Source organism: Bacillus sp. MYb56 (genome assembly GCF_002976445.1).
GTDB classification, from domain to species: domain Bacteria; phylum Bacillota; class Bacilli; order Bacillales; family Bacillaceae_G; genus Bacillus_A; species Bacillus_A mycoides.
The window spans coordinates 188,982-212,688 of the sequence record NZ_PCOH01000005.1 but is presented as its reverse complement, the minus strand read 5'-3'; the positions used below and the strand labels follow the sequence as shown (position 1 = coordinate 212,688).

Sequence of the window (23,707 nt, the reverse complement as noted above, 5' to 3'; positions counted from 1 at the left end):
GGTGTTATTTGGGTGGAGAAAGGTAAAAGCTCTATATTGTGGGGAATGTTGTACATTTATTTTTGTTTGCATATATTAATGTACATTGCGTTTATTTTCGTTATTGATATGGTTCATGTGTCATTGAGTGTAATGAGTATTTTGGTGGTAGTAATGCCTTTTATTTTATTAGTTATTATTCAAAAGTCTATCTTACATATTTCGGCAAGACGTGATAAAGGTAAGAAACAACTGTTCACTATAATGATGGTAGGTCTCATTCCATTGCTAGTATGCACCGTACAATTAAGTATAAATAAATACACTTCAAATTTTAATCAGGATCGGTGGTTAAATTATGAAGAAAAACGAGTACATATGGTAGATGACCTATTACAGGAGCATAAATTGATAGGGAAATCAAACGAGGAAATTACAAAATTGTTAGGGGCCCCTACGAAAACAAGCAGTTTGGAAACGGGAATTACTACACTATACTATCTTGGGAATGAACGTGGTTTTATTCCTATAGATAGTGAATGTCTTGTTTTGCAATTTGATAAAGATGGTAGAGTTATAGAGTATAAGGTACAACGAGATTGAAATAGTGAGAGGAGAAGCTATATCTTTTATAGCTTCTTTTCTATATTCCAATATAGAAAAAGTAGGCAAATAGTAGTCATTCCTATCTATACGAATGAGATAGAGTTTGTTATATTGTAAAGGGTTATTTAGTTTAGAAGTTTGCTAGATAGCCTTAAATATTTTAGATTAGGGAGGGAAGTTAACACGAATTAAGATATAAACGTGTTAAATAATTAGTATGAAAAAAGAATTTTATAATGTTTTAGCTGCATCAATTGTATTTAGTATGGTAACGATTCCAAGTTTTTCCTATGCAGACACAGTAGAAAAGACCGTAACAATTTCAACAGACGAGCAAGCATTAAAAAGTATTGAAAGCCATATGAAAGATGAAGATGGACGTGGAGAGAGCAAAGGAATAACAAATGAAGTACAAGGAGATTTTTTTGTACATATAATAGGTTCAGCATCTTTATTTGATTCTGCTGAGTTACAAAAAGCGACAGGTGTTCAGCTTTCTAATCAAGTAGTGAAAGCCGAAAAACAAAAAGGAAACGCTTACTATATACAAACAGAATCTGGAGCTGGGTGGATACAAAGTAGTGAAGGAAATGTAGAGGTTAAGGAAGTTTATCACTTGGCAAACGAAAAATTAGTAATTAATGAAGAGACAGCCACATATTCCGCACCATTTAATTCATATAAAGACGAGAAAGTGTTACAACCGCAAACAATTATTGCAATTGGACAAGTTGGAGAGTGGTTCCAAGTCCAAATAGATAATGAGGTGAAGTGGATTTATGCACCTTCAGCAAAATTTGAGGGTACAAAAGCATCTCTTATTCAAAGCACAACTCCAACTCGTACGAAACGTGCAGCGGTTATGTATACTGCACCAATAGAAGAGAAAACAACGGATATTTACGGTGTACCATTAAAGGAAATGATTGTACCAACAGGTAATGAAAATATTCGTCCAGGTTATGCGATGAAACCAAAATACATTACAATTCATGAGACAGATAATTATAGTGTTGGAGCAAATGCTAGAAACCATGCACAATATTTATACAGTCAAGCAACAGGAACGACTGATCGTTCAGCATCTTGGCATTTTACAGTAGATGATAAAGAAATTTATCAACATCTACCATTAAATGAAAATGGTTGGCATGCTGGAGATGGATCAGAAGGAACCGGTAACAGAGAATCAATTGCAATTGAAATTGCTGTCAATCAAGATGGTGATTATAATAAAGCTGTGGAAAATGCTCGCAAACTAGCAGCCTATTTAATGGGGGAATTAAATATTCCTTTAGAAAATGTAAAAAAGCATCAATTTTGGAGCGGAAAGAATTGTCCGGCCATTATGATAAGGAATAATGCGTGGGAGCCATTTTTACAGGGAACGAAAGCTTATTATGATGCGAATCATAAAGATGATATAACTGGCGGTTGGTATGAAGCAGATATTCGTGAATTAGATAAAAGAGGTATTATGGTTGGAGACGGGAAGGGTTCTTACTGGCCAGAACGTCTTGTAACACGTGGTGAATTTGCGAATTTAGTTTCAAGATCATTGCAATTACCAGAGGGGAAATCGAATTTCAAAGATTTAAGCACAGCTCATCCATCGCTAGTAGATGGTATTAATCGTGCAGCTAGTGCTGGGATTATAAGTGGACGAGGAAATGATATATTTGCTCCGAATGATACGATTAAACGTGATGAAGCTGTCATTATGATTGATCGTGCATTGCAATTCAAAAATATTAAAGGTAATTTAGTTCCATTACCATTTACGGATCAAAATTTAGCGTATGATAAACAGGCGGTTCAACGTGTTTATGGGTTAGGTATCGTAAAAGGGAATGAGAATAATGAGTTTATGCCAAAAGGTTCTGCAACACGTGGGGAATCGGCAGCATTTATTAATAGAATGTTAAAAGTAATAGAGAGTAAATAATGGAAAGGCATTCGCTTTGGCGAGTGCTTTTTTATTTTTCAATATGTTATAGAAAGGTGATGTGAATTTTGACTGGAATAAGGAATGAAAGCGGAGGTGATGCATATATTTAGATGCATTGGGTAGTTTTTTGTAATTTTGTATAAAATGAAAAGGAGGTAGGACGGTGAAATCAATACCGACTGAAGTCCTGAGTAAGGAATTGATGGAAAGAGAAGGGGTTATATCTATTACAGTGATGGAATTTGAAAAGATAGAAGTGGCCGGAGTAGTTGTTTCTGGTCCAGCTGTTATTTTAATTAATCAAGATTAAGTACATATTATCAATAAAGAAAAGTAGTCAGAGCATCCGCTTAGGGTGCTTTTTGTTTGTATAGAAGTGTGTATATGATAGATAATTGGGATATTGGAGGGGAATTATGTGGCAATTATTATAACAATGTTATTAATGGGAGTTTTATTAGGATTTGTCGGAGCAGGGGGAGCAGGATTTATCATCGCGATACTCACTCTAGTATTCCATATCCCTATTCATGTTGCTCTTGCAACATCTTTAACTGCGATGGCATTTACGACATTATCTGGAGTAGTAAGTCATTACCGAGAAGGGAATGTTGTGCTTGTAATAGGCGGAGTTGTTGGGGGATTTGGCGCGATTGGTTCCTTTATTGGTTCAAAGTTTGGTTCGTTAATACCAGCACATCTGTTGCATTGGTTTACAGCTGGTATGTTATTTTTATCGGCAATTTTTATGTTTATTCGGTTGATTATGTTTCAAAAAAGATCACAGTCGTCTTTAAAAGGGCATAAAGAACTTTCGAAAGATAACGTAATTAAATGTATATTCCTCGGATTGGTGACTGGAATTTTAGCAGGTGCATTTGGTATTGGCTCAGCAACTTTTATCCAACTCGGATTAATGGTTCTATTAGGTTTAACAATCCGTCAATCTGTAGGGACGACAATGCTCGTTATATTACCAATCGCAATTGGAGGTGGGTTTGGATATAGTTCGGAAGGGTATTTAGATTATGTATTATTAGTACAAGTTTTAATCGGGACAATGTTAGGAGCATATATAGGAGCTAAGTTTACAAATTATGCACCTCGCATGCTTCTAAGGTTTTCGATGATTATGACACCAATATTAGCTGGATGTATGTTGTTAGTAGATTAAAGAGAATATATAGAAATCTATTAATATATTTTACGAATGAATTATGTAAGTAATTCATATTTCTCATATAAAAGGATTTGCTTTAATATAATGAGTATAAAGTTCGAGTATTCGAAGTATTACTTGAATTATATCCCTATCCCTTTTCTAAAAATGCGAACAAGTTTTGCCCTATTCTATTCAATAGTTTATTGTATAGAAATATATTGTTCGATGACCATTATGGAACGCACATAATGGGTAAATCCCGATCCTTAAAGAGGATGCCCCTAATCTTCATGTGAAAATATGATCGGATAAGAAAGCTGGCCAATTTATGGTCAGCTTTCTTTTTGTTCAATGAGTAAGTCTTCTTTAATTTCTGTTTGCAATAATAAAGTTTTTCCGAAGCGACGTTTACATTCAGCTCGTACTTTTTGAATGGCTAGTAGCTGAGAAGTAGCAGGCACTGTGACAATGGATTGCCGAGGTTTTCGGTTTTCTTCACAAAAAACACATTCCACAACATATTTAGAAATCATAATTTCATCCTTCCGGTTTGAATTTCTAAGAAGGGACTGCTCATGAAGTTGATGTAAACTTTCGGCATCTTTTTACTTATTTCCTCTTTTTTTTCAAAGGGGAAATAAAAAAGAAGGTGAATTTTAGTAGGGGAGGGATGTATATGGAGAGATGGATAGGTACGGCAGCTATTTGTATGAATGAAAGAAATGAAATTTTAATGGTATTGCAAGGAAAAGAAGGGGAAGAAAAAAGGTGGTCTGTCCCAAGTGGAGGACTGGAAAAGGGAGAAACACTAGAAGAATGTTGTATCAGGGAAGTTTGGGAGGAAACAGGCTACAATGTGGAGGTTGTAAATAAAATATACGAAAAAGAAGGTATTACATACGGGATTCCGGTGTATGTTCATTATTACTTTGTTAAAAAAATAGGTGGTAATATGAAAATCCAAGATCCGGATGAGTTAATACATGAGATTGATTGGAAAGGGATACATGAAGTTGGAAAATTATCATTAGCTTTTCCAGAGGATTACGAGCTAATATACCGATATGTAAATAAAAAAGCAAGTGTGTAAATACTTGCTTTTTTAGTGTATCCAAGATAAGAAAAGTGGAACGATAACTAAACTAGCTCCAGCTGTTAAAAGCATTGATAAACTTGCAATTGTACCTTCTACAGGACCGATTTCAAATGCTTTTGATGTTCCGGTCCCATTCGCGCTAGTACCTAGCATTATACCTTTTGCGAGCGCTGTTTTAATACGGCATATGCGTATGAGTGTAGGACCGAATAACGCTCCAGTTAAGGCAGTTAATACAACGAAAACTGCTGTTAATTGTGACATGCCGCCAATCATTTCTGAAATAGCCATTGCAATAGGTGTTGTTACAATGTGCGGTGCTAAACTTTGTTCTATTGTAGAGTCAATTTGAAAAAAATTAGCTAGTAGTGCGGAAGTAATAACAGATAGAAAAGAACCGACAATGACATTAATTAAAATAGCAGTGCCGTGTTTTTTTAATAGATCAAAATGTTTATAGATTGGCCATGCGAAAGCAACTGTTGCAGGTTTTAATAATTCTGTTAGCCAATGACTACCAGATTCGTAGGTTTCGTATGGTGTATCTAATCCAAGTAATAAAGCTATTAAAATGATTGGGCATACAAGAAGGGGAGAAAGCAGACTCCAATTCCAGCGTTGATACATTTTTTTAGATACCCAATATGTGAATAGTGTTAATAGTAAACAAAGAAAGCCGATCATTGTGTTGATCCTTTCCGCTTTAATAGCAATTCTGTTAAAAGTCCTGTTACGAGAGTAACACAAAGTGTACTAATCACGATAATTAAAATGAGATCGATTCCATATTGTGATAATGTATCTTTGTAACGAATGACAGCGACTGCAGAAGGGATGAAAAATAAAATAAGTTCTTTTAATAAAAAGTCTGCACCGTCTTGTATCCATTCTTTTTTCACTATATTAAATTTTAATGAGATTAACAATAAAAAAATACCGATTATACTTCCTGGAACTGGGAGGTGTGCCTGTTTTGCAATCCATTCACCTGTCCAAGCGAAACAAAATAATAATAAAATTTGTCCGCTTAACTTCCACCATTTCATACAGTAACCACCTCTTTGTTTTTTACATAAAAATTGTAAAAAAGAATTAACAATTTCTACTATACGTTCATTCGAAATATTTGTCTAATATATAAATTATATGTTATTAATATATTAGATGTATTAATCGAAAGTGAAAAGGGTGTCCAAAATGGAATTACGGCATTTGCAATATTTTGTTGTAGTGGCAGAGGAATTACACTTTGGACGAGCAGCTGCTCGTTTACAAATGACACAACCACCGCTTAGTCAACAAATTCAGCAATTAGAAAAAGAAATGGGAGTTATGTTATTTTCAAGAACGAAGAGAAAGGTTGAATTAACAGAAGCAGGAGAAATGTTTTTAAAAGAAGTAAAAAAAGCGTTTGAACAAATTGAAAAAGCAGTAGAAGTTGCACAAAGTGCTCAAAGGGGAGAAGTTGGATCACTTTCAATTGGTTTTGTAGGTGCGGCGATATATGATATTTTACCGTCAATCGTCAGAGAGTATAGAAAGAAATTTCCGAGAGTGTCTGTAGCATTACATGAATTGTCCACACCGGATCAGGTGCATGCACTTCATGATAATCGAATTGATATTGGATTTTTACGTCCGCCAATTCCAACGCAATTACTTGAGTTAGAACCAATTCAAAAACTTTCATGTACGTTATGTTTACCGAAGGCACATCCTCTTGCTGAAAAGGACGAAATACATATCGAAGATTTAAGGGATGAACCGTTCGTATTTATTACGAGACCAGTATGGCCAGCGTTATATGATACAATTTTATCGCTTTGCCGTGATGTAGGTTTTAGTCCGCACATTGTACAAGAAGCAACGGAGTATCAAACTGTTATGGGGCTTGTAGCGGCAGGTATTGGAATTACGGTAATACCTGTATCCGCAAATAAATTGTATAGAACAGAAGTTGTATATAAAGAGTTATGTGATTCTAATTTTGTTGCAGAAATGTCAGTGGCTTATAAAAAAATGAATAACAATCCAGAGTTGTTAGAGTTTTTGAAAATTGCAAGAGAGAAAAAAAGGATTGAAGTGGAAGATGCGAAGGCTGAATAGTTGATGAAGTTACAGGGTAGTCATGATAATTAAGTTATATAAAGATTCACCTCATTAAACAAAAAACGGAAATGTAACTAAAGTGCATTTCCGTTTTTTGTTTTTTATTCAATGCTAAGGAGATCAATATGCGTGGTTTCTAGGACTAAAGGCTTAGTAAAGATTCCGATTGAAGTGCGATGTTTAAAATGTCATATTTTTATACACTAGTAGTATAGAATGCGTATGTTATGAAGCAAGGTAGGGGGAAATTATGTCTTTATTTCGGTTAGCGAGAAAAAATATACAAACATTTGCTGCCCAAAGGTTAAAACAATTTATGTGGATTGCTATGAATACAATGCTTTGTTTTTTTATGATATCATTCCGATTCAATGAAGTTGTAATAAGTAAAGCGGAATATACACCTATATTTGTAAAGTGGTTTTATGCTATGTTTCTATTTATAGTTTTTGTGTGTATTTTCATTACATATAAAATGACAGCTTCTCTTTTACAGATAAGAAAAGAGGAGTTTACATCGAATGAAGTGATGCATATGACAGGAAAAGAAATGTTATGTTTATTATGTCAGGAGCAATTATTAACTTACGGAGGAGCTTTTGTTTTCGGATTAATTCATGGTATGTTATTTTTGAAATTATTTATTATTATTTTTATGAAAGCAGTAGGAATCCAAGGGATAACCAATGCACCGATTACGATGTATGCGGTAGTGATAACAGCAGTTGTTATGATAACCGTCATTATAATATCAATGTGGCAATGTTGTAGGTTTACACAAAGGTTAAAGGGTGAAAAGTCATATGAAACGAGGAGAAAGGCATGAGAAATCATGGCTTTTTCTTCATTTTACACATGTTATTAATCATGATACAGTGGGAAGAACTGAAAAAAAGAGTTAAGAAGAAAGGTTGTATGGAATGATAAATGAGCAAGCGATCGTAAAAGTTGATCGATTAACAAAGCGAATTGGTTCAAAGACGTTAGTAGAAAATATTAGTTTTGAAGTGAAAAAAGGTGAAGTAGTTGGCTTATTAGGACCAAATGGTGCTGGAAAAACGACATTAATGCGAATGATGGTCGGAATGATCCGTATGACAGAAGGGGAAGTATGGATTGATGGTCAATCTGTAAAACAGCAATTTGAAAAAACTGCTGCGAAAATTGGTGCTGTAATTGAGACACCAGAATTTTATCCTTTCTTAAGCGGCTATGAAAATTTAACATATTTCGGACGAATGAATGGGAATGTGACTGAAGAGCGTATCGATGAAGTAGTGCAATTGTTAGGAATGGGACAAGTAATTGACCGTAAAGTAAAAGCATATTCACTCGGTATGAGACAGCGTTTAGGAATTGCTCAGGCACTTATACATAATCCAGATGTATTAATACTAGACGAACCGACGAACGGATTAGATCCTAGTGGTATACATGAAATGCGGATGTACATAAAGAAAATTGCGCATGAACAAGGAAAAGCTGTCCTTGTTTCTAGTCACTTACTCTCAGAAGTTGAATTAATGTGTGACAGGGTTATTATTATTCAGCATGGAGAATATGTCGCAACACAAAATATTCAAAGTGATAAAAAGGAAGAAACAGAAGAAATACATATACGTGTAGATGATGCGAATAAAGCGGCAGAGGTTTTAGAATACGATGTTTTAGTAAAAGAAAACGAATTAATTATAAACGTGAAAGATGAAGAAGTTCCAAATATTCTTCGTACATTGATGGAGAAAAACATTCAAGTTTATCGTGTATATGAAGAAAGAAAAACGCTAGAAGAGCAGTTTTTAGAATTAACAGGAGGAAAAGATATTGTTTAATTTAGTTTATAACGAGCTGTATAAAATATTTAAGCGAAAGCGAACGATTATTCCTTTTGCAGTTATTGCGGTATTAATTATTGGATTAGGATGGGTTACGGTAAAATATTTAGAGCCAGAAACAAAAGGGTGGAAAGCGGATTATACAGAACGCACTGTAGAAATTGAGAAAAAGCTCGGCATGAAAAAAGAGGATATTTTAACAGAAAAGTCAGGAGACGAGCTTGTAAAAGAATACCAGCTTAAAATGAAGCATTTAGATACGAATACAGCGCCAGCAAGTAGTTCTCCGCTTTCATTTATGAGAGATACAGGTTTTATCGTATTTCCAATTTTACTTCCGTTTATTCTCGTATATGCGAGTACGATTTTTGCGAATGAATATAGCTGGGGAACATATAAATTTTTAACAATTCGTCCAGCGAGCCGATTTAAAATTTTAACATCCAAGTTTTTGGCAATCGTTATATTTGCGGCATTATTATTTATATTTAATATGATTTTTTCCGTATTATGCGGGTTGATTATTTATAAATTCCAACAACCAGCTTGGGCTGAATTTGTCGTTCAAAATGGAAATATAATAAAACAAAATATTTTCGTAGAAGCAAGTAAATATTATATTTTATCTTGGTTACCAACTCTTGTGTATGCTGCATTTGCCTTTATGATTTCCGTTTTAACGAGATCGAGCGGAGGTGCAATCGGGATTTCTTTATTTCTTGCATTATCAGGGGGAATAGCGCTAATTCCGGCAGCAAGATATGAATGGGCGAAATATTTATTACCAGCGAATACAGATTTATATGGGCTTTTAAAGGGTGGAAGCTTTATTGATGGAGTAACATTCCCATTTGCTTCTTGTATGCTTCTTCTATACTTAGCTGTATTTTTAGGGGTTTCCTATACTGTATTTATAAAACGAGATTTAACAGCATAAGCAAAAGCCGTTAAGGGTAACTTAACAGCTTTTTGTTTGTAATAATTGATGAATAGCTTCTTCGGCTAATAGGGTGAAATACTCTGCGCTAATAGGCAATGCTTTTTCATCTACTGTAAAAGCTGGATGATGCCATTCATGTGTACCACTTGTTCCCATAAAGACGAATGAACCTGGTATTTCTTGTTGGTAAAAAGAAAAGTCTTCTCCTGCCATTGATGGTGTAGGAGAGATAACGTTTAGCTTCATTTTCTCTGCAATATGAATAGAAAAATCAGTGAGTACTTTATCGTTTTGAACAGCAGGAGGACCTGGGTAAAATCGAAATTCTGTTTTTACACCTAGTGCATCAGAAACACCTTTAATGATACGTTTCATTAATGCCGGAATCTTTTCACGTGTTTCAGCTTGGAATGTACGGACAGTTCCTTCTAATATTGCTTTTTCGGGAATAACGTTCCACGTATTCCCTGAATGAATGTTTGTTACACTTACGACAGCGTTATGAGAAGAACTAATATTTCGGCTTACAATCGTTTGAAGTGCCATAACGATTTGAGATGATGCAACGATAGGATCGACACCGGCATCAGGCACAGCTGCATGTGTACCAACACCATGGATTTCAATTTCAAATCGATCAACTCCGGCCATTAGTGGCCCATCTTTAATACCAATTGTACCTACTGGTAAATCAGGTTTATTATGCATACCGAAAATAGCTTGCACGCCACGTAAATGCCCAGCTTCAATAACTTTGCAAGCGCCATTACTACTTTCTTCAGCTGGCTGGAATATAAGGCGGACAGTTCCGTTAAGAGAAGATTCTTTTTCCTTTAATAAATAGGCTGCACCAATAATAGCAGCTGTATGAAAATCATGCCCACAAGCATGCATTTTACCTTGTATTTTTGAAGTGTATGGAAGGTCTGTTTCTTCCTGGATAGGAAGGGCATCGATATCAGCACGAAGCGCTACAACCGGTCCTTTTTTATTACCAGAAATTTCAGCGATAACTCCTGTTTCTAAATTGGAATCAATAATAGTGATATTGGCCTCGTCTAACCAATTTTTTATCGCTTTTGTCGTTTCAAATTCTTCGTATGATAGTTCTGGATTTTCATGTAAATGCCGATGAATGGAAATAAGTTTTTCTGTTAATTGATCAGGAATAGATGCCACTTATTATGCCCTCTTTCTTAAGTGAAGTATTTGTATTAATTATACAATAATAAAAGAGAGGATTCTCAAATGAAAATCCTCTCTCGTTTTATGCTGCAACTTTTTTATGAGTATGCTGTTTTCGATAACGCCCACGCATTGCGTATGCAATTTGCGGGATTGCGATACCGATTAAAATAAGTGATACACCGAACCATTGTGAAGATAGTACAGCTTCTTTTAAAACGAATACAGACATAATAGTTGTAACTGGTAGTTCTGCTGCACCAAGAATAGTTGCTAATCCAGAACCGATTTTTGGAATGCCAATTGTAAAGGCAATGGACGGAATAACGATACTAAATATTCCTAATCCTAAGCCGTATTTCCAAAGGCCTTGAGAGATCGCCCCGTTAAAAATAAATGTTGGCGGGAATACGATCATGACTAAAGTTAAAGCGCCAGCCATTAAAAGGACACCACGTGGTAAAGAAGGTACTTCAACGGCAACTTTCCCGCTTACGAAAATGTATGTTGCAAATGTAACAGCAGATAATAAGCCTAAAATGATTCCAGTCGTATCGAAATCACCAGCTGATGTTTCTAATAACCCACTTGATAAAAATGTACCTGCAAGTAAGAAGATTACTGAAATAACTTTTTCTCTTGAAGGTAATGTTTTTGTTGCGACTGCTTCAATGATAATCCCAACCCAAACGAACTGGAATAAAAGTATAATTGCAATAGAAGCTGGTACAGTTTTTAAAGAAGCGTAATAAAAAATTCCAGTAAAACTTGCAGACGTTCCTGCGACGAATAAAATTAACATTTGTTTTAGTGGAACACGATGTCTAGAAAATAGAAGTGTAATAGCAAGTAAAATAATCCAACCGAACAAATACTGGCTACCAATTACCTCTCCAAGTGAAAACCCTTCTGCATATGCAAGTTTAACAAAAATAGCTAAAACCCCATAACTACACGCTCCTAATAAAACTAAAAGAGAATAACGAAGCATGAAAAATTCCTCCCATCTATATGAAATTGTTCCGTAACGGACATATATAACTAGAGGGAAGTATACAAAATTAAAAATGAAGGGTCAAATGAAAGAAAAGTGCAAAATTTTATAGAATAATAATAAAAGTATGATATTTATGCATAATCTTGAAATTAATAATAATTAAAGTATTGTAAAATCAGCTTTATGTTGTATAAAGACAGCATTTGAAAAAAATTTTTAAGGCCAATAGGTGTGAAGTCAATTGTAATGTGCTAATCATTTGAGAAACTGTGGAACCTTTGTTATGTTAGTAACAATTAGAAAGAGTTTCATAATTCAATTGAGATTTTTCTATATAATAGAAGGGAATGAAAACGTTTTATTAGAAAGTGTGTGAAAGGGTAGTTTTTCTTATTGTCATGTTGGAAAAGTGAATTCATGAAATGTCCATAGTATTTTCAATTGTTTTTGCTACAATATTGAAGAGGAGAGGAGTGGAATAATGCAAGATATTAGTATTTTTTTAGCGTTTGGAGCTGGGTTCTTATCATTTATATCCCCATGTTGCTTACCGCTTTATCCGGCATTTTTATCATACATAACAGGTATGTCGGTTTCTGAATTGAAAGAAGAAAATGCAATGCTTCGCAAAAGAAGTATGATACATACAGCGTTTTTCTTACTTGGTTTTTCAATTATTTTTATTGCAATTGGATTTGGTACAAGTTTTATTGGAGGCATCTTTACAAATTATAAAGATTTAATTAGACAGTTAGGCGGTATATTTATCATCGTGTTTGGTCTTATTATTGTCGGTGTGTTTAAACCGAAGTTTTTAATGCAAGACCGTAAATTTACGTTTAAAAATCGTCCGAGTGGTTATTTTGGTTCAGTTTTAATTGGATTGGCTTTTGCTGCTGGATGGACACCTTGTACTGGACCTATATTAGTGTCTGTAATTGGATTAGCTGCAACAAATCCAGAATCGGCAATGATTTATATGATTGCTTACATACTTGGATTTGCTATCCCGTTTTTCGTACTTTCATTCTTTATTACGAAAATGTCTTGGATTAAAAGAAATAGTATGAAATTCATGAAGATTGGAGGATACGTTATGATTGTCATGGGTATCTTCCTATATTTTAACTGGATGACGAAAATTATCGTATATTTCTCAAGTTTATTTGGTGGTTTTACCGGTTTTTAGTATTATTCTGTGAAAATGTTGGAAATACTAACGGAAAAGCATATAATAAAATTATATTTTGCATATAGCCACAAAAAAGGATGAGAAAATATGAACATAGTTCTGTTATCAAGTATCGTTGCTGTTTGTATGGCTGTCGGTGCGATGTTTATTCGTTTAAAAGCAGCTAAGAAACCTGCAACATTGAAAAAAATTATACTTCCCCCATTTTTTATGAGCACGGGAGCGTTGATGTTTGTTTTTCCTGAATTTCGATTAACTCCAGCAGAAATGTTAGAAGCAATTGGCGTCGGTTTGTTTTTCTCTATTTTTCTTATTAAAACATCTAAATTTGAAATTAGAGGACAAGAGATTTATTTGAAGCGTTCAAAAGCATTTGTTTTTATACTAATTGGATTACTTGTCGTGCGGATTGTATTTAAAACATACTTAAGCCAATCTCTTGATTTAGGACAACTTAGTGGCATGTTCTTCTTACTGGCGTTCGCGATGATTGTGTCATGGAGAATTGCAATGTACCGTTCCTTTACGAAATTACAGAAGAAAATGGAAAAAGAAGACGGTTTTTATAATGAAAAAGATATGAAGTTAACGTAAAGAGTGTTATATGTATAAAGAAACAACGTCTGATTAGACGTTGTTTTTTGTTAATCACTGAAAGGTAACTTCCTCAATTCTAGTTGTGATGTATAAATTGTCGACCATCGAAGAAGCAATTTAAGTTTGACGTTATGAATGGACCGATATAAGGAATACTATTTGGTTTGAAGTTTTATCACCGGTAATTGGTGGCTAAGTTAGATTAGGTTGGATCGTATAGGAGACGTTCCTTCATTAACAATTACTCCACTTGATGGTACTGATACAACATGAAAGTGGAATGTTAATGACGAAATTTCACTTAGCTTAAGTGTCTTGAGCCGAATCTAATATTACAAATATAAATGCAACAGGATGAATTGCTGCGAATACAACATATACCTCTGTAAATATTACAGGTACTGGTGATACGATTTATACGAGTGCTGTAGGGTTACAGATAGATTTAGCGAAAGCGAGATTAATTGCTACAAAATCAGTAACTGTAAGTTGAGCTTATAAAAAAGATTGCTATAAAATAGCAATCTTTTTTATAAGGAATAATGGGCTTACTTTGCAAGTAAAGTTTTATAGTTAGAATAATCAATCTCTTTTTCTTGTAGTTTCTTAATTAAAAATTTATGATCACGCTTTGGTGTGGCGATGATATATCCTTTAATAATTAAATCTTGTGTAATTTTAGAGGCATTTTCTTGTAATGCTAGTTCTCCGATTTTGCCAGCAATTTTTGACTTAGCAACATCGCGAAATAATTCCGGAACGGGACTTACTAGTTCTTCTAACAATTGTTTTTGTTCGTCAGCCCATAAGTGTCTTGTTTTATTAATATAGTGATCTTCCCAATCCAAAATGGACATACCGTCTTCTTTTGGCAACCGTTTTAGGAATTTTCTGAACATGAAATATCCACCAATGGACATAAGCCCTAATAATACAACAGTCCAAACGACTATAAACCAACTAAACCATCCTTCAAGCAATTGTATGCCCTCCTTTAACGAAAGCAATATTTTGTATTTTATTTATATTATAAGCAATGAGATTCATAGAAAGCAAGAACGCTTGATCATTTTGACCAAGCGTTGTGATTTAAACGAAGTATAGTTGTTCAACACATAAAATATCATTGTCATTTTCTACATATTCAATGATGAGTGTGCCAACTTTACGATCTTTATCTTCAGTTGTGAAAATAGAGTAAGAAGTAAAACGTGTTGTTGATAGGCCGCTTATATGTGTAGGTAAAGGAATGTAGTCGTTATCGCGGAAGAATTCCATCAGTTCAATATCTTCAAATTCTTTTCGGTCAACTTGTTTGTTTGTATAGCGGCGTTGAAGTTGTTTTAAAGATGCATTCCAAGAAATTGCTTTTGTGTCGTATACCATTGTTCTATCTCCTTACTGTATGTAATTATTAAGAACATACGTTCTAATCTAGTATACTCTTTTTATAAGAAAAGGGAAAGCAAAAAATAATGTAAGCTTGGATTTCCAAGCTTACATTATTTTGCGTCCGTCATAATCTCTATTTTTTATTATAAGTTAGATAAGAATAAGAAACAAGATGATATATATCTTGTTGATAGTTTTCAAAATTCTGTTTATTATTTATGTAATACAGTACAAGGGAATGAGAGGGATGACATACGTAATTTCACTCCAAGGACCGATGGCAAGTGGGAAAACAACATTGGCAAAAAGGTTAGAGCAATATGAGCTTTCAATTATATACGAAAATCCATATCCAATTGTAGAAAAAAGAAAAGAATTACATTTAGATATGAACTCAAAAGAGGGGTTTATTACAAATCAAAAAATGTTTATTGAAGCAAAAATAAAAGAGTTTCAAAATGTGAAAAGCTCAGTCGTGATTTTTGATCGTGGACCAGAAGATATTGAATTTTATACACTCTTTTATCCGAAGATGATAGGGAAAGAGTGGGGTATAGAAACAGAATTAAAAGATGAATTGTATAAATTAAGAGAATGCCGTTCGGATGCAATTTTTTATTTAGATGTTTCGAAAGAGAGTTTGTATGATAGGAGAAATAATGATAGGACAAGAAATCGAAGTACATTTGAGGAACAATTTAAATTAGTAGAAGTTGAAAAAGAATGGTATAAACAATTTCCCGTAACTTATGTGGACACTAATATATTATCAGTGGACGAATTAGAGGCATATTTTATAGGGTGGCTAAGGGAGAAAAGGCTATGAAAAAAATATTATTATTCGTATACCCGACATTTGCAGAGTTTGAAATAACGGTAGCAACAGCATTGCTGAAAAAGAAATATGAAATCATTACAGCGGGTTTAACAAAAGAAATGATTATAAGTGAAACAGGCTTACAAGTACAGCCGCATATAGAATTAAGTGAAGTGCGTGTAGAAGAATATGAGGGGATTATCATTCCGGGCGGAGATGAAATACATATGAAAGAGGCGAAACTGCTTTTTTCAGTTATTCGTCAATTTTCTGAGCAAGGAAAATTAGTGGCAGCGATTTGTGCTGGACCGTATGCGTTAGCAAGGGCAGGTTTACTAAAAGAAATCTCTTATACAGTGACCATAGATTATCAAAAATTAGATTGTTTTCCAGTAGAAAATTTTGTGTATACAGAAGTTGTACAGCACGCAAATATTATTACAGCACAAGGACATGCATTTGTGCCATTTGGACTAGCGATTGCCTCCTATTTTGGAGTAGTGAATGAACATAATACAAATTTTTATAGTGGAAAGGGCAATATAATGATGGAGAATCTTTTACCGGAAAACGTGTAAAAGCTAGCGAATGCTAGCTCTTTTCTTTTTTACATCGATAAATCACTAACGTTTTCGGATCGCGCCATATACCGTTATGAAATGATAAATCATTTTCTATTTCTTCTTTTAGCCATTCCTTCATTTCGGTGTGAAGGGACATATTATCAGGTATATTCAACGACGGGAACATGCTAGAAATATAGTTAACGATTGGAGTTGCATGATGAAAAACAAGTGCATTATGAATAATTGTTTCTTCAACAGTTGAAAAAACAGAGTGTAATAGATCTTTACCATTTTCTAAACAAAATGGAGCTACTGACGGTGATGTTTTTGGTAAATCAAATGTGACTAACATTTTGTTACACATTTCATCTATACGAGGTAATGAAACTTTAGAATTTGTTGTAGCTAAAAGGGCGCCGCCAGGACGAATTATCTTATGGAATCCTTGAATAGTTTTTTCGACATCTTTCATGTGGTATAACATATGCCTTGCGATTAGCAGGTCATAACAATTAGCTTCGAAAGGAAGTTTACTAGCGTCACCGAGTTTCCATTCAATCATATTATTCGTTATAGCAGCTTCAGAAAGCATAGTTTCGGATTGATCAAAACCAGTTAGATGTCCTTTATGACCATTAGTTTGCAAAAGGGAAAGAAATTTTCCGTTAGCACACCCGACCTCTAATATTTTTTCTTCTCCTTGGAGTTGTAAATGTTCAATAACGACTTCATCTACATTCACTTGTTTTTCTTCGTAATGTTTATGCGTATCGATACGTGTTTGTAAATGGTTACTTACGTTGTATTGGCGTTTTACATCATTCATTTTTTCACATTCCACCTTTATGCAAAATTGCTGAATCGCATGTGTTAATACATCTGTTTTATTTAAACCTTCGTAATGGAGTGCGTCTTCAAACCTTGTAAGTAATTTTTCTTCAATTCGAAAATGAATATCTTTTCGCTTCGCCACTGAAATTTCGCCCCTTTGCATCTGTTAGTGAGACTATAGCACGTCTGAAAAAAATCTGTAAATAAATTGTGTACACAAGTACAAGTATGAGAGGGATAAAAAATTGCTTGAATAATATTTTAAACTATTGACGATTTAACCGTTTTCATATATTCTTAAATTAAGTAATATTCAAATAATTCAAAAGAAATGAGAGAGTCACATGCTTCTTCAAGGAACACATCGAATTGGTCGTATGGCCATGCTGTTGGCACTTGCGGATGAGAATGAAAGTCCCGTATTATCTATTCCGAAAGGTTGGAAATATTGTACTGGGAAAGTTGGTTCTATGAATTCGCAAAAAGTAGTAGCAGCAATGGAAACAGCGGCTAAGAGCAACCGAGTTATTGAAACAGATGTTTACAGAGAAACACATGCACTTTATCATGCAATTATGGAAGCTTTGTACGGAGTGACGAGAGGTCAAATTCAGTTAGCAGACGTTCTTCGTACAGTAGGACTTCGCTTTGCGATTGTGCGCGGTACACCATACGACGGAAAAAAAGAAGGCGAATGGGTTGCTGTTGCACTTTATGGAACGATTGGTGCACCTGTAAAAGGATCTGAGCATGAGGCGATTGGTTTAGGAATTAATCACATATGATTTGCCCATAGTCTATTAGTTAGAAGGGGGCCTTATTTTTTAGGACAGAAGTCTGTCTTAAAAAGATAAGGTCCCCTTTTGCCTTTATAAGGAGGAAAAAGAATGATTACGTTAACAGGACACACATTGACAGTTGAAGAAATGAAGAGGTTGTTACTTGAAGGTGAAGGTGTAACAGCTTGCCCAACTAGTATGCAAAAAGTGGCAAATTGCCGCGAAGTTGTCGAGAAAATTGTAGAGGACGGAAAAGTCGTTTACGGTATTACAACTGGATTTGGAAAGTTTAGTGATGTACTTATTCAAAAAGATGATGTAAAAGCACTTCAACACAACTTAATTCAGTCACATGCGTGCGGAATAGGCGATCCATTCCCTGAAGAAGTATCACGCGGTATGTTGATTTTACGAGCTAATACGATGTTAAAAGGAGTATCGGGTGTTAGACCACTTGTTGTAAACATGCTTCTTGAGTTTGTAAATCGTAAAATTCATCCAGTCGTTCCGCAACAAGGATCACTAGGAGCGAGCGGTGATTTAGCACCTTTATCTCATCTTGCTCTCGTTTTATTAGGTGAAGGTGAAGTGTTCTACAAAGGAAAACGAGTTCATGCGATGGTTGCTCTTACAGAAGAAGGACTTGAACCTATTGAACTTGAAGCAAAAGAAGGTCTTGCGTTAATCAATGGTACGCAGGCAATGACAGCGCAAGGGGTTCTTTCTTATATAGAAGCTGAAGCAAGTGCTTATCAATCAGAATTAATTGCATCGATGACAATGGAAGGATTACGCGGCATTATTGATGCATTCGATGAAAATGTTCATAAAGCGCGTGGTTATAAAGAGCAAGTCGAAGTGGCAAGCAGAATTCGTGATATTCTTCATGATAGTAAACTTGTGACAAAACAAGGAGAACTTCGTGTACAAGATGCATATTCACTTCGTTGTATCCCGCAAGTTCACGGTGCTTCTTGGCAAGTTTTAAATTATGTGAAAGAAAAATTAGAAATTGAAATGAATGCAGCAACAGATAATCCACTTATTTTTGATGGCGGTGAAAAAGTAATCTCTGGTGGTAATTTCCACGGACAACCAATTGCATTTGCAATGGACTTCTTAAAAGTAGGGATGGCGGAGCTTGCAAATATTTCAGAGCGCCGTATTGAACGCCTAGTAAATCCGCAATTAAATGACTTACCACCATTTTTAAGTCCAGAACCAGGACTTCAATCAGGTGCCATGATTATGCAATATGCAGCGGCTTCACTCGTTTCAGAAAATAAAACGTTAGCTCATCCAGCGAGTGTAGATTCAATTCCGTCTTCAGCTAACCAAGAAGATCACGTAAGTATGGGAACAATCGCTTCACGTCATGCGCATCAAATTATTCAAAATGCAAGACGTGTTCTTGCAATTGAGATGATCTGTGCGATGCAAGCAGCAGAATATCGCGGAATTGAAAACATGAGTACAGTTACAAAAACGTTCTATCATCAAGGTCGTCAGCAAGTGCCTTCTATTACAAATGACCGTATATTCTCAACGGATATTGAAAATATCGCGCATTGGTTAAAAACGAATTATTCAATAAAGGAAAGATTGGATGTAAATGCAGCACTATAAAACGAGAAAAGGGAGAGATTGAAATGGAAAAAGTACAACAAACAATTCGTGCGGCAAGAGGTACTGAGTTACAAACGAAAGGATGGGTTCAAGAAGCTGCACTTCGAATGTTAATGAACAATTTAGATCCTGAAGTAGCTGAAAAACCAGAAGAATTAGTTGTGTATGGCGGAATTGGCCGTGCAGCTCGTAATTGGGAAAGCTACCATGCAATTGTTGATTCATTAAAAACGTTAGAAAACGATGAAACGTTACTTGTTCAATCAGGAAAACCGGTAGCAATTTTTAAATCGCATGAAGATGCGCCTCGGGTTCTTTTAGCGAACTCAAACTTAGTACCGAAGTGGGCGAACTGGGATCACTTCCGTGAACTAGAGAAAAAAGGTCTTATGATGTACGGACAAATGACAGCGGGTAGCTGGATTTACATTGGGACACAAGGGATTTTACAAGGAACATATGAAACATTTGGTGAAGCGGCACGTCAACATTTCGATGGTTCATTAAAAGGTACTGTAACGATTACTGCTGGTTTAGGTGGCATGGGTGGCGCACAACCGCTTGCTGTAACGATGAACGGCGGTGTTGTAATTGCTATTGATGTAGATAAGCGTAGTATCGATCGTCGTATTGAAAAGAGATATTGTGATAAGTATACAGAATCATTAGAAGAAGCATTGGCTATTGCAAACGAATATAAAGAGAAGAAAGAGCCTATTTCAATTGGATTATTAGGTAATGCAGCAGAAATTTTACCTGAGTTAGTAAACCGTAATATTATCCCTGACTTAGTTACGGATCAAACTTCTGCCCATGATCCATTAAACGGTTATATTCCAGTAGGTTACACAGTAGAAGAAGCAGCGAAGCTTCGTGAAGAAGATCCAGAACGTTACGTACAATTATCAAAAGAAAGTATGAAAAAACATGTAGAAGCAATGCTTGCAATGCAAGAAAAAGGCGCGATTACATTTGATTACGGAAATAACATTCGCCAAGTTGCTTTCGATGAAGGATTAAAAAATGCTTTCGATTTCCCGGGATTCGTTCCAGCATTTATCCGTCCATTATTCTGTGAAGGAAAAGGACCATTCCGCTGGGTAGCACTTTCTGGTGATCCAGAAGATATTTATAAAACAGACGAAGTTATTTTACGCGAGTTCGCGGATAATGAGCATTTATGTAATTGGATTCGTATGGCACGTCAGCAAGTTGAGTTCCAAGGTCTTCCATCACGTATTTGTTGGCTTGGTTATGGTGAGCGTGCGAAATTTGGCCGCATTATTAATGAAATGGTGGCTAATGGTGAATTATCAGCACCGATCGTTATCGGCCGTGACCATTTAGATTGTGGATCAGTAGCATCTCCAAACCGTGAAACAGAATCTATGAAAGACGGTAGTGATGCAGTAGCAGACTGGCCAATTTTAAATGCATTAATTAACAGTGTAAATGGTGCAAGCTGGGTGTCTGTTCATCACGGTGGTGGCGTTGGTATGGGTTATTCACTTCACGCTGGAATGGTTATCGTTGCAGATGGAACAGAAGCAGCGGCAAAACGTATTGAACGCGTATTAACTTCTGACCCTGGTATGGGTGTTGTTCGTCACGTTGATGCTGGCTATGACTTAGCGGTTCAAACTGCGAAAGAAAAAGGCGTTAACATCCCAATGATGAAATAAGGAGGAAGAAACATGCTGGACACTTTACTAATAAATATCGGTCAATTACTAACAATGGATCAAGAAGATGGCTTGTTAAGACAGGAAGCGATGAATACGCTTCCTGTTATTGAAAACGGTGCGGTTGGAATTGAAAATGGTGTAATTACTTTCGTTGGAACAGCGGAAGAAGCTAAAGGATTACAAGCGAAAGAGGTTATTGATTGCGGCGGGAAAATGGTGTCTCCTGGTCTTGTTGATCCGCATACTCATCTTGTATTTGGTGGATCTCGTGAAAATGAAGTCGCGCTAAAACTACAAGGAGTTCCGTACTTGGAAATTTTAGAACAAGGCGGAGGTATTCTTTCAACTGTAAATGCAACGAAACAAGCGTCGAAAGAAGAACTTGTTCAAAAAGCTAAATTCCATTTAGACCGTATGCTATCTTTCGGAGTTACAACTGTAGAAGCGAAGAGTGGTTACGGATTGGATGATGAGACAGAATGGAAACAATTAGAGGCAACTGCACAATTACAAAAAGAGCATCCAATTGATTTAGTTTCAACATTTTTAGGTGCTCATGCAGTTCCGAAAGAGTATAAAGGAAGATCGAAAGAATTTTTACAATGGATGCTAGATTTATTACCGGAAATGAAAGAGAAGCAATTAGCTGAGTTCGTTGATATTTTCTGCGAAACAGGTGTGTTCTCTGTAGAAGAATCAAAAGAATTTTTATTAAAAGCGAAAGAGCTTGGCTTTGATGTGAAAATTCATGCAGATGAAATCGACCCTCTTGGTGGTGCGGAAGCAGCGGCTGAAATTGGTGCAGCATCAGCGGACCATTTAGTTGGCGCTTCTGATAAAGGAATTGAAATGCTTGCGAATTCTAATACAGTAGCAACTTTATTACCAGGAACAACTTTCTATTTAAATAAAGAAAGCTTCGCACGCGGCCGCAAAATGATTGATGAAGGTGTTGCAGTTGCTTTAGCTACAGACTTTAACCCAGGTAGCTGTCCAACTGAAAACATTCAGCTTATTATGAGCATTGCGATGCTGAAACTGAAAATGACACCAGAAGAAGTTTGGAATGCGGTAACAGTGAACTCATCTTATGCCATTAATCGAGGCGATGTAGCTGGGAAAATTAGAGTTGGTCGTAAGGCGGATTTAGTTTTATGGGATGCTTATAATTACGCTTACGTACCGTACCATTACGGCGTAAGTCATGTAAATACAGTATGGAAGAATGGGAATATCGCATATACAAGAGGTGAACAATCGTGGAGCACGGCCACTATTTAAAGAAAAATGCAAAGTTTATCGATCGTGAAGTGACGAAGTGGAGCGAAATGATTAAAAATTGGGAGGAAGGTGTGGAAATATTCGGTGCTGCCTTAATTGGAGCGCCCCTTTCTAAACCATCTATTAGTCATTCAGGAGCATGTTTTGCACCAAAAACAATTCGTTCAATGTTGGATGCATATAGCACGTACGCAATTACAGAAGAACACGATATGAAAGAAAGTGTTCTTCATGATTGTGGTGATATTACGATGCATGTGACAGATATAAAAGAGAGTCATAACCGAATTGCGAAAACAGTTGGTCACTTGACGAAAGTAAATCCGAAAATGATACCAATCGTTCTTGGTGGTGACCACTCGATTAGTTTTCCGAGTATAACTGGTTTTGCAAATAGTAAAGGGAAGGTCGGTATTATTCAATTTGATGCCCATCATGATTTACGTAATTTAGATGATGGTGGTCCATCAAATGGTACACCGTTCCGTAGTTTGCTAGAAAATGATGTGATTACAGGAAAACAACTCGTTCAAATTGGGATTCGTAATTTTTCAAATGCACGAGCGTACCATGAATATGCAAAAGAGCATGGCGTGACAGTGTATACAATGAAAGATGTAAGAGAGCGAAAAATAAAAGATCTTATTTCAGAAAGTATTGAAGTATTAAGAAAACAAGATGTGACTTCTATTTATATTTCTCTTGATATGGACGTACTAGACCAAGCGTTTGCGCCGGGCTGTCCAGCAATTGGCCCTGGTGGGATGGATAGTACAACTTTACTTGATGCAATTGAATTCCTTGGTAAAGAGCCACTCGTTCAAGGGATGGATATAGTAGAAATTGATCCAACTCTTGATTTTAGGGATATGACGAGTAGAGTAGCTGCGCAAGTGATTATGAGTTTTCTTTTAGCGCGAGAAACGATTAGTAAACAGGTTAGTATATAAGCGAAGGATCGTGTGTGAAGTTTTGAAGCAACCGTTTTTGTCATTATATAAAAATACATCGCTACTTATATGTAGTGATGTGTTTTTTTTGTTTTACAAGGTATATAAAATTAGAGAAAATGGGTGTAGAAATG

The 23,707-nt window shown here is 35.6% G+C and carries 26 protein-coding genes; 18 read left to right on the top strand and 8 right to left on the bottom strand.

Features of this window, described 5'->3' with window-relative positions; all coding sequences use genetic code 11:
* Positions 1–12: 12 nt before the first annotated feature.
* The 4 genes from CQ058_RS09275 to CQ058_RS09260 all read left to right on the top strand — a co-directional run bounded on the left by CQ058_RS09275 (position 13) and on the right by CQ058_RS09260 (position 3,707).
* Positions 13–582, top strand: a complete 570-nt coding sequence (locus tag CQ058_RS09275; protein WP_002190409.1) for a hypothetical protein — start codon at positions 13–15, stop codon at positions 580–582.
* A 220-nt stretch (positions 583–802) separates the two neighbouring features.
* The gene (locus CQ058_RS09270; protein ID WP_002167815.1) at positions 803–2,530 is read left to right on the top strand and encodes an S-layer homology domain-containing protein; all 1,728 of its coding nucleotides are present in this window, start codon (positions 803–805) and stop codon (positions 2,528–2,530) included.
* Between the two features lie 166 nt (positions 2,531–2,696).
* Positions 2,697–2,843: a BC1881 family protein gene (locus tag CQ058_RS09265; protein ID WP_002014405.1), complete on the top strand. Its 147-nt coding sequence runs from the start codon at positions 2,697–2,699 to the stop codon at positions 2,841–2,843.
* Positions 2,844–2,951: 108 nt separating this feature from the next.
* On the top strand, positions 2,952–3,707 hold the full coding sequence (locus tag CQ058_RS09260) for a sulfite exporter TauE/SafE family protein (protein WP_105589627.1): 756 nt from the start codon (positions 2,952–2,954) through the stop codon (positions 3,705–3,707).
* A 320-nt stretch (positions 3,708–4,027) separates the two neighbouring features.
* Here CQ058_RS09260 and CQ058_RS09255 read toward each other — a convergent pair whose 3' ends face one another.
* On the bottom strand, positions 4,028–4,228 hold the full coding sequence (locus CQ058_RS09255) for a DUF3903 domain-containing protein (RefSeq protein WP_002167816.1): 201 nt from the start codon (positions 4,226–4,228) through the stop codon (positions 4,028–4,030).
* 143 nt (positions 4,229–4,371) lie between these two features.
* Between CQ058_RS09255 and CQ058_RS09250 the strand changes: the two genes are divergently transcribed.
* The gene (locus tag CQ058_RS09250; protein ID WP_002137764.1) at positions 4,372–4,785 is read left to right on the top strand and encodes an NUDIX hydrolase; all 414 of its coding nucleotides are present in this window, start codon (positions 4,372–4,374) and stop codon (positions 4,783–4,785) included.
* Positions 4,786–4,797: 12 nt separating this feature from the next.
* Here CQ058_RS09250 and CQ058_RS09245 read toward each other — a convergent pair whose 3' ends face one another.
* Complete coding sequence (locus tag CQ058_RS09245) at positions 4,798–5,475, bottom strand: LrgB family protein (RefSeq protein ID WP_002137763.1); 678 nt, start codon at positions 5,473–5,475, stop codon at positions 4,798–4,800.
* The gene (locus CQ058_RS09240) at positions 5,472–5,837 is read right to left on the bottom strand and encodes a CidA/LrgA family holin-like protein (RefSeq protein ID WP_000872360.1); all 366 of its coding nucleotides are present in this window, start codon (positions 5,835–5,837) and stop codon (positions 5,472–5,474) included. Before CQ058_RS09240 ends, CQ058_RS09245 begins: the two co-directional genes overlap by 4 nt.
* Before the next feature lie 151 nt (positions 5,838–5,988).
* Here CQ058_RS09240 and alsR point away from each other — a divergent pair, with 151 nt between their 5' ends.
* From alsR to CQ058_RS09220, 4 genes are all read left to right on the top strand, one after another.
* Positions 5,989–6,897, top strand: a complete 909-nt coding sequence (gene alsR / locus CQ058_RS09235) for an acetoin biosynthesis transcriptional regulator AlsR (RefSeq protein WP_002128558.1) — start codon at positions 5,989–5,991, stop codon at positions 6,895–6,897.
* Positions 6,898–7,150: 253 nt separating this feature from the next.
* Positions 7,151–7,726 (top strand): FtsX-like permease family protein, encoded by a 576-nt coding sequence (locus CQ058_RS09230; protein ID WP_002185137.1) that lies wholly within the window; start codon positions 7,151–7,153, stop codon positions 7,724–7,726.
* A 94-nt stretch (positions 7,727–7,820) separates the two neighbouring features.
* The gene (locus CQ058_RS09225; RefSeq protein WP_002014392.1) at positions 7,821–8,732 is read left to right on the top strand and encodes an ABC transporter ATP-binding protein; all 912 of its coding nucleotides are present in this window, start codon (positions 7,821–7,823) and stop codon (positions 8,730–8,732) included.
* Positions 8,725–9,672, top strand: a complete 948-nt coding sequence (locus tag CQ058_RS09220) for an ABC transporter permease (RefSeq protein WP_002128553.1) — start codon at positions 8,725–8,727, stop codon at positions 9,670–9,672. Before CQ058_RS09225 ends, CQ058_RS09220 begins: the two co-directional genes overlap by 8 nt.
* A 21-nt stretch (positions 9,673–9,693) precedes the next feature.
* Here CQ058_RS09220 and CQ058_RS09215 read toward each other — a convergent pair whose 3' ends face one another.
* Positions 9,694–10,854, bottom strand: a complete 1,161-nt coding sequence (locus tag CQ058_RS09215) for a M20 peptidase aminoacylase family protein (RefSeq protein WP_002190407.1) — start codon at positions 10,852–10,854, stop codon at positions 9,694–9,696.
* Between the two features lie 88 nt (positions 10,855–10,942).
* Positions 10,943–11,851 (bottom strand): EamA family transporter, encoded by a 909-nt coding sequence (locus CQ058_RS09210; protein ID WP_002190406.1) that lies wholly within the window; start codon positions 11,849–11,851, stop codon positions 10,943–10,945.
* Positions 11,852–12,338: 487 nt separating this feature from the next.
* Here CQ058_RS09210 and ccdA point away from each other — a divergent pair, with 487 nt between their 5' ends.
* Positions 12,339–13,046, top strand: coding sequence for a cytochrome c-type biogenesis protein CcdA (gene ccdA / locus CQ058_RS09200; RefSeq protein WP_001152684.1), 708 nt, complete (start codon positions 12,339–12,341; stop codon positions 13,044–13,046).
* A gap of 90 nt (positions 13,047–13,136) precedes the next feature.
* Positions 13,137–13,643, top strand: a complete 507-nt coding sequence (locus CQ058_RS09195) for a CcdC family protein (protein ID WP_002190405.1) — start codon at positions 13,137–13,139, stop codon at positions 13,641–13,643.
* A gap of 551 nt (positions 13,644–14,194) precedes the next feature.
* On the opposite strand, the gene CQ058_RS09190 is transcribed toward CQ058_RS09195, so the two are convergent.
* Complete coding sequence (locus CQ058_RS09190) at positions 14,195–14,626, bottom strand: DUF2621 domain-containing protein (protein ID WP_002190404.1); 432 nt, start codon at positions 14,624–14,626, stop codon at positions 14,195–14,197.
* Between the two features lie 109 nt (positions 14,627–14,735).
* On the bottom strand, positions 14,736–15,032 hold the full coding sequence (locus tag CQ058_RS09185) for a hypothetical protein (RefSeq protein WP_002033506.1): 297 nt from the start codon (positions 15,030–15,032) through the stop codon (positions 14,736–14,738).
* A 253-nt stretch (positions 15,033–15,285) separates the two neighbouring features.
* On the opposite strand from CQ058_RS09185, the gene CQ058_RS09175 reads away from it, so the two are divergent.
* Positions 15,286–15,864: an AAA family ATPase gene (locus CQ058_RS09175; RefSeq protein WP_002128548.1), complete on the top strand. Its 579-nt coding sequence runs from the start codon at positions 15,286–15,288 to the stop codon at positions 15,862–15,864.
* Positions 15,861–16,433 (top strand): DJ-1/PfpI family protein, encoded by a 573-nt coding sequence (locus tag CQ058_RS09170; protein WP_002167821.1) that lies wholly within the window; start codon positions 15,861–15,863, stop codon positions 16,431–16,433. The genes CQ058_RS09175 and CQ058_RS09170 overlap by 4 nt, the downstream gene beginning before the upstream one ends.
* 13 nt (positions 16,434–16,446) lie before the next feature.
* Here the strand turns inward: CQ058_RS09170 and CQ058_RS09165 are convergent, their stop codons facing one another.
* The gene (locus CQ058_RS09165; protein ID WP_085960791.1) at positions 16,447–17,415 is read right to left on the bottom strand and encodes a class I SAM-dependent methyltransferase; all 969 of its coding nucleotides are present in this window, start codon (positions 17,413–17,415) and stop codon (positions 16,447–16,449) included.
* A 181-nt stretch (positions 17,416–17,596) separates the two neighbouring features.
* On the opposite strand from CQ058_RS09165, the gene hutP reads away from it, so the two are divergent.
* The 5 genes from hutP to hutG all read left to right on the top strand — a co-directional run bounded on the left by hutP (position 17,597) and on the right by hutG (position 23,573).
* On the top strand, positions 17,597–18,037 hold the full coding sequence (gene hutP, locus CQ058_RS09160) for a histidine utilization transcription antiterminator HutP (protein ID WP_000926519.1): 441 nt from the start codon (positions 17,597–17,599) through the stop codon (positions 18,035–18,037).
* A 102-nt stretch (positions 18,038–18,139) separates the two neighbouring features.
* On the top strand, positions 18,140–19,657 hold the full coding sequence (gene hutH / locus CQ058_RS09155; RefSeq protein ID WP_002190402.1) for a histidine ammonia-lyase: 1,518 nt from the start codon (positions 18,140–18,142) through the stop codon (positions 19,655–19,657).
* 23 nt (positions 19,658–19,680) lie between these two features.
* Positions 19,681–21,339 (top strand): urocanate hydratase, encoded by a 1,659-nt coding sequence (gene hutU, locus CQ058_RS09150; protein ID WP_002033512.1) that lies wholly within the window; start codon positions 19,681–19,683, stop codon positions 21,337–21,339.
* A 12-nt stretch (positions 21,340–21,351) separates the two neighbouring features.
* Complete coding sequence (gene hutI / locus CQ058_RS09145; RefSeq protein ID WP_002190400.1) at positions 21,352–22,623, top strand: imidazolonepropionase; 1,272 nt, start codon at positions 21,352–21,354, stop codon at positions 22,621–22,623.
* A complete protein-coding gene (hutG, locus tag CQ058_RS09140) occupies positions 22,602–23,573 on the top strand; it encodes a formimidoylglutamase (protein ID WP_002128542.1) in 972 nt (323 codons plus the stop codon). The genes hutI and hutG overlap by 22 nt, the downstream gene beginning before the upstream one ends.
* Positions 23,574–23,707: the final 134 nt, after the last annotated feature.

Excerpts from the sequence above, each read along its gene's own strand:
- hutI (WP_002190400.1), top strand. The coding sequence starts at position 21,352 with ATGCTGGACACTTTACTAATAAATATCGGTCAATTACTAACAATGGAT.
- hutU (WP_002033512.1), top strand. The coding sequence starts at position 19,681 with ATGGAAAAAGTACAACAAACAATTCGTGCGGCAAGAGGTACTGAGTTA.
- CQ058_RS09185 (WP_002033506.1), bottom strand. The coding sequence starts at position 15,032 with ATGGTATACGACACAAAAGCAATTTCTTGGAATGCATCTTTAAAACAA.
- CQ058_RS09175 (WP_002128548.1), top strand. The coding sequence starts at position 15,286 with ATGACATACGTAATTTCACTCCAAGGACCGATGGCAAGTGGGAAAACA.
- CQ058_RS09230 (WP_002185137.1), top strand. The coding sequence starts at position 7,151 with ATGTCTTTATTTCGGTTAGCGAGAAAAAATATACAAACATTTGCTGCC.
- ccdA (WP_001152684.1), top strand. The coding sequence starts at position 12,339 with ATGCAAGATATTAGTATTTTTTTAGCGTTTGGAGCTGGGTTCTTATCA.
- CQ058_RS09170 (WP_002167821.1), top strand. The coding sequence starts at position 15,861 with ATGAAAAAAATATTATTATTCGTATACCCGACATTTGCAGAGTTTGAA.
- CQ058_RS09270 (WP_002167815.1), top strand. The coding sequence starts at position 803 with ATGAAAAAAGAATTTTATAATGTTTTAGCTGCATCAATTGTATTTAGT.
- hutP (WP_000926519.1), top strand. The coding sequence starts at position 17,597 with ATGCTTCTTCAAGGAACACATCGAATTGGTCGTATGGCCATGCTGTTG.
- CQ058_RS09245 (WP_002137763.1), bottom strand. The coding sequence starts at position 5,475 with ATGATCGGCTTTCTTTGTTTACTATTAACACTATTCACATATTGGGTA.
- CQ058_RS09225 (WP_002014392.1), top strand. The coding sequence starts at position 7,821 with ATGATAAATGAGCAAGCGATCGTAAAAGTTGATCGATTAACAAAGCGA.
- CQ058_RS09240 (WP_000872360.1), bottom strand. The coding sequence starts at position 5,837 with ATGAAATGGTGGAAGTTAAGCGGACAAATTTTATTATTATTTTGTTTC.
- alsR (WP_002128558.1), top strand. The coding sequence starts at position 5,989 with ATGGAATTACGGCATTTGCAATATTTTGTTGTAGTGGCAGAGGAATTA.
- CQ058_RS09255 (WP_002167816.1), bottom strand. The coding sequence starts at position 4,228 with ATGATTTCTAAATATGTTGTGGAATGTGTTTTTTGTGAAGAAAACCGA.
- CQ058_RS09250 (WP_002137764.1), top strand. The coding sequence starts at position 4,372 with ATGGAGAGATGGATAGGTACGGCAGCTATTTGTATGAATGAAAGAAAT.
- CQ058_RS09210 (WP_002190406.1), bottom strand. The coding sequence starts at position 11,851 with ATGCTTCGTTATTCTCTTTTAGTTTTATTAGGAGCGTGTAGTTATGGG.
- hutH (WP_002190402.1), top strand. The coding sequence starts at position 18,140 with ATGATTACGTTAACAGGACACACATTGACAGTTGAAGAAATGAAGAGG.
- CQ058_RS09195 (WP_002190405.1), top strand. The coding sequence starts at position 13,137 with ATGAACATAGTTCTGTTATCAAGTATCGTTGCTGTTTGTATGGCTGTC.
- CQ058_RS09165 (WP_085960791.1), bottom strand. The coding sequence starts at position 17,415 with ATGCAAAGGGGCGAAATTTCAGTGGCGAAGCGAAAAGATATTCATTTT.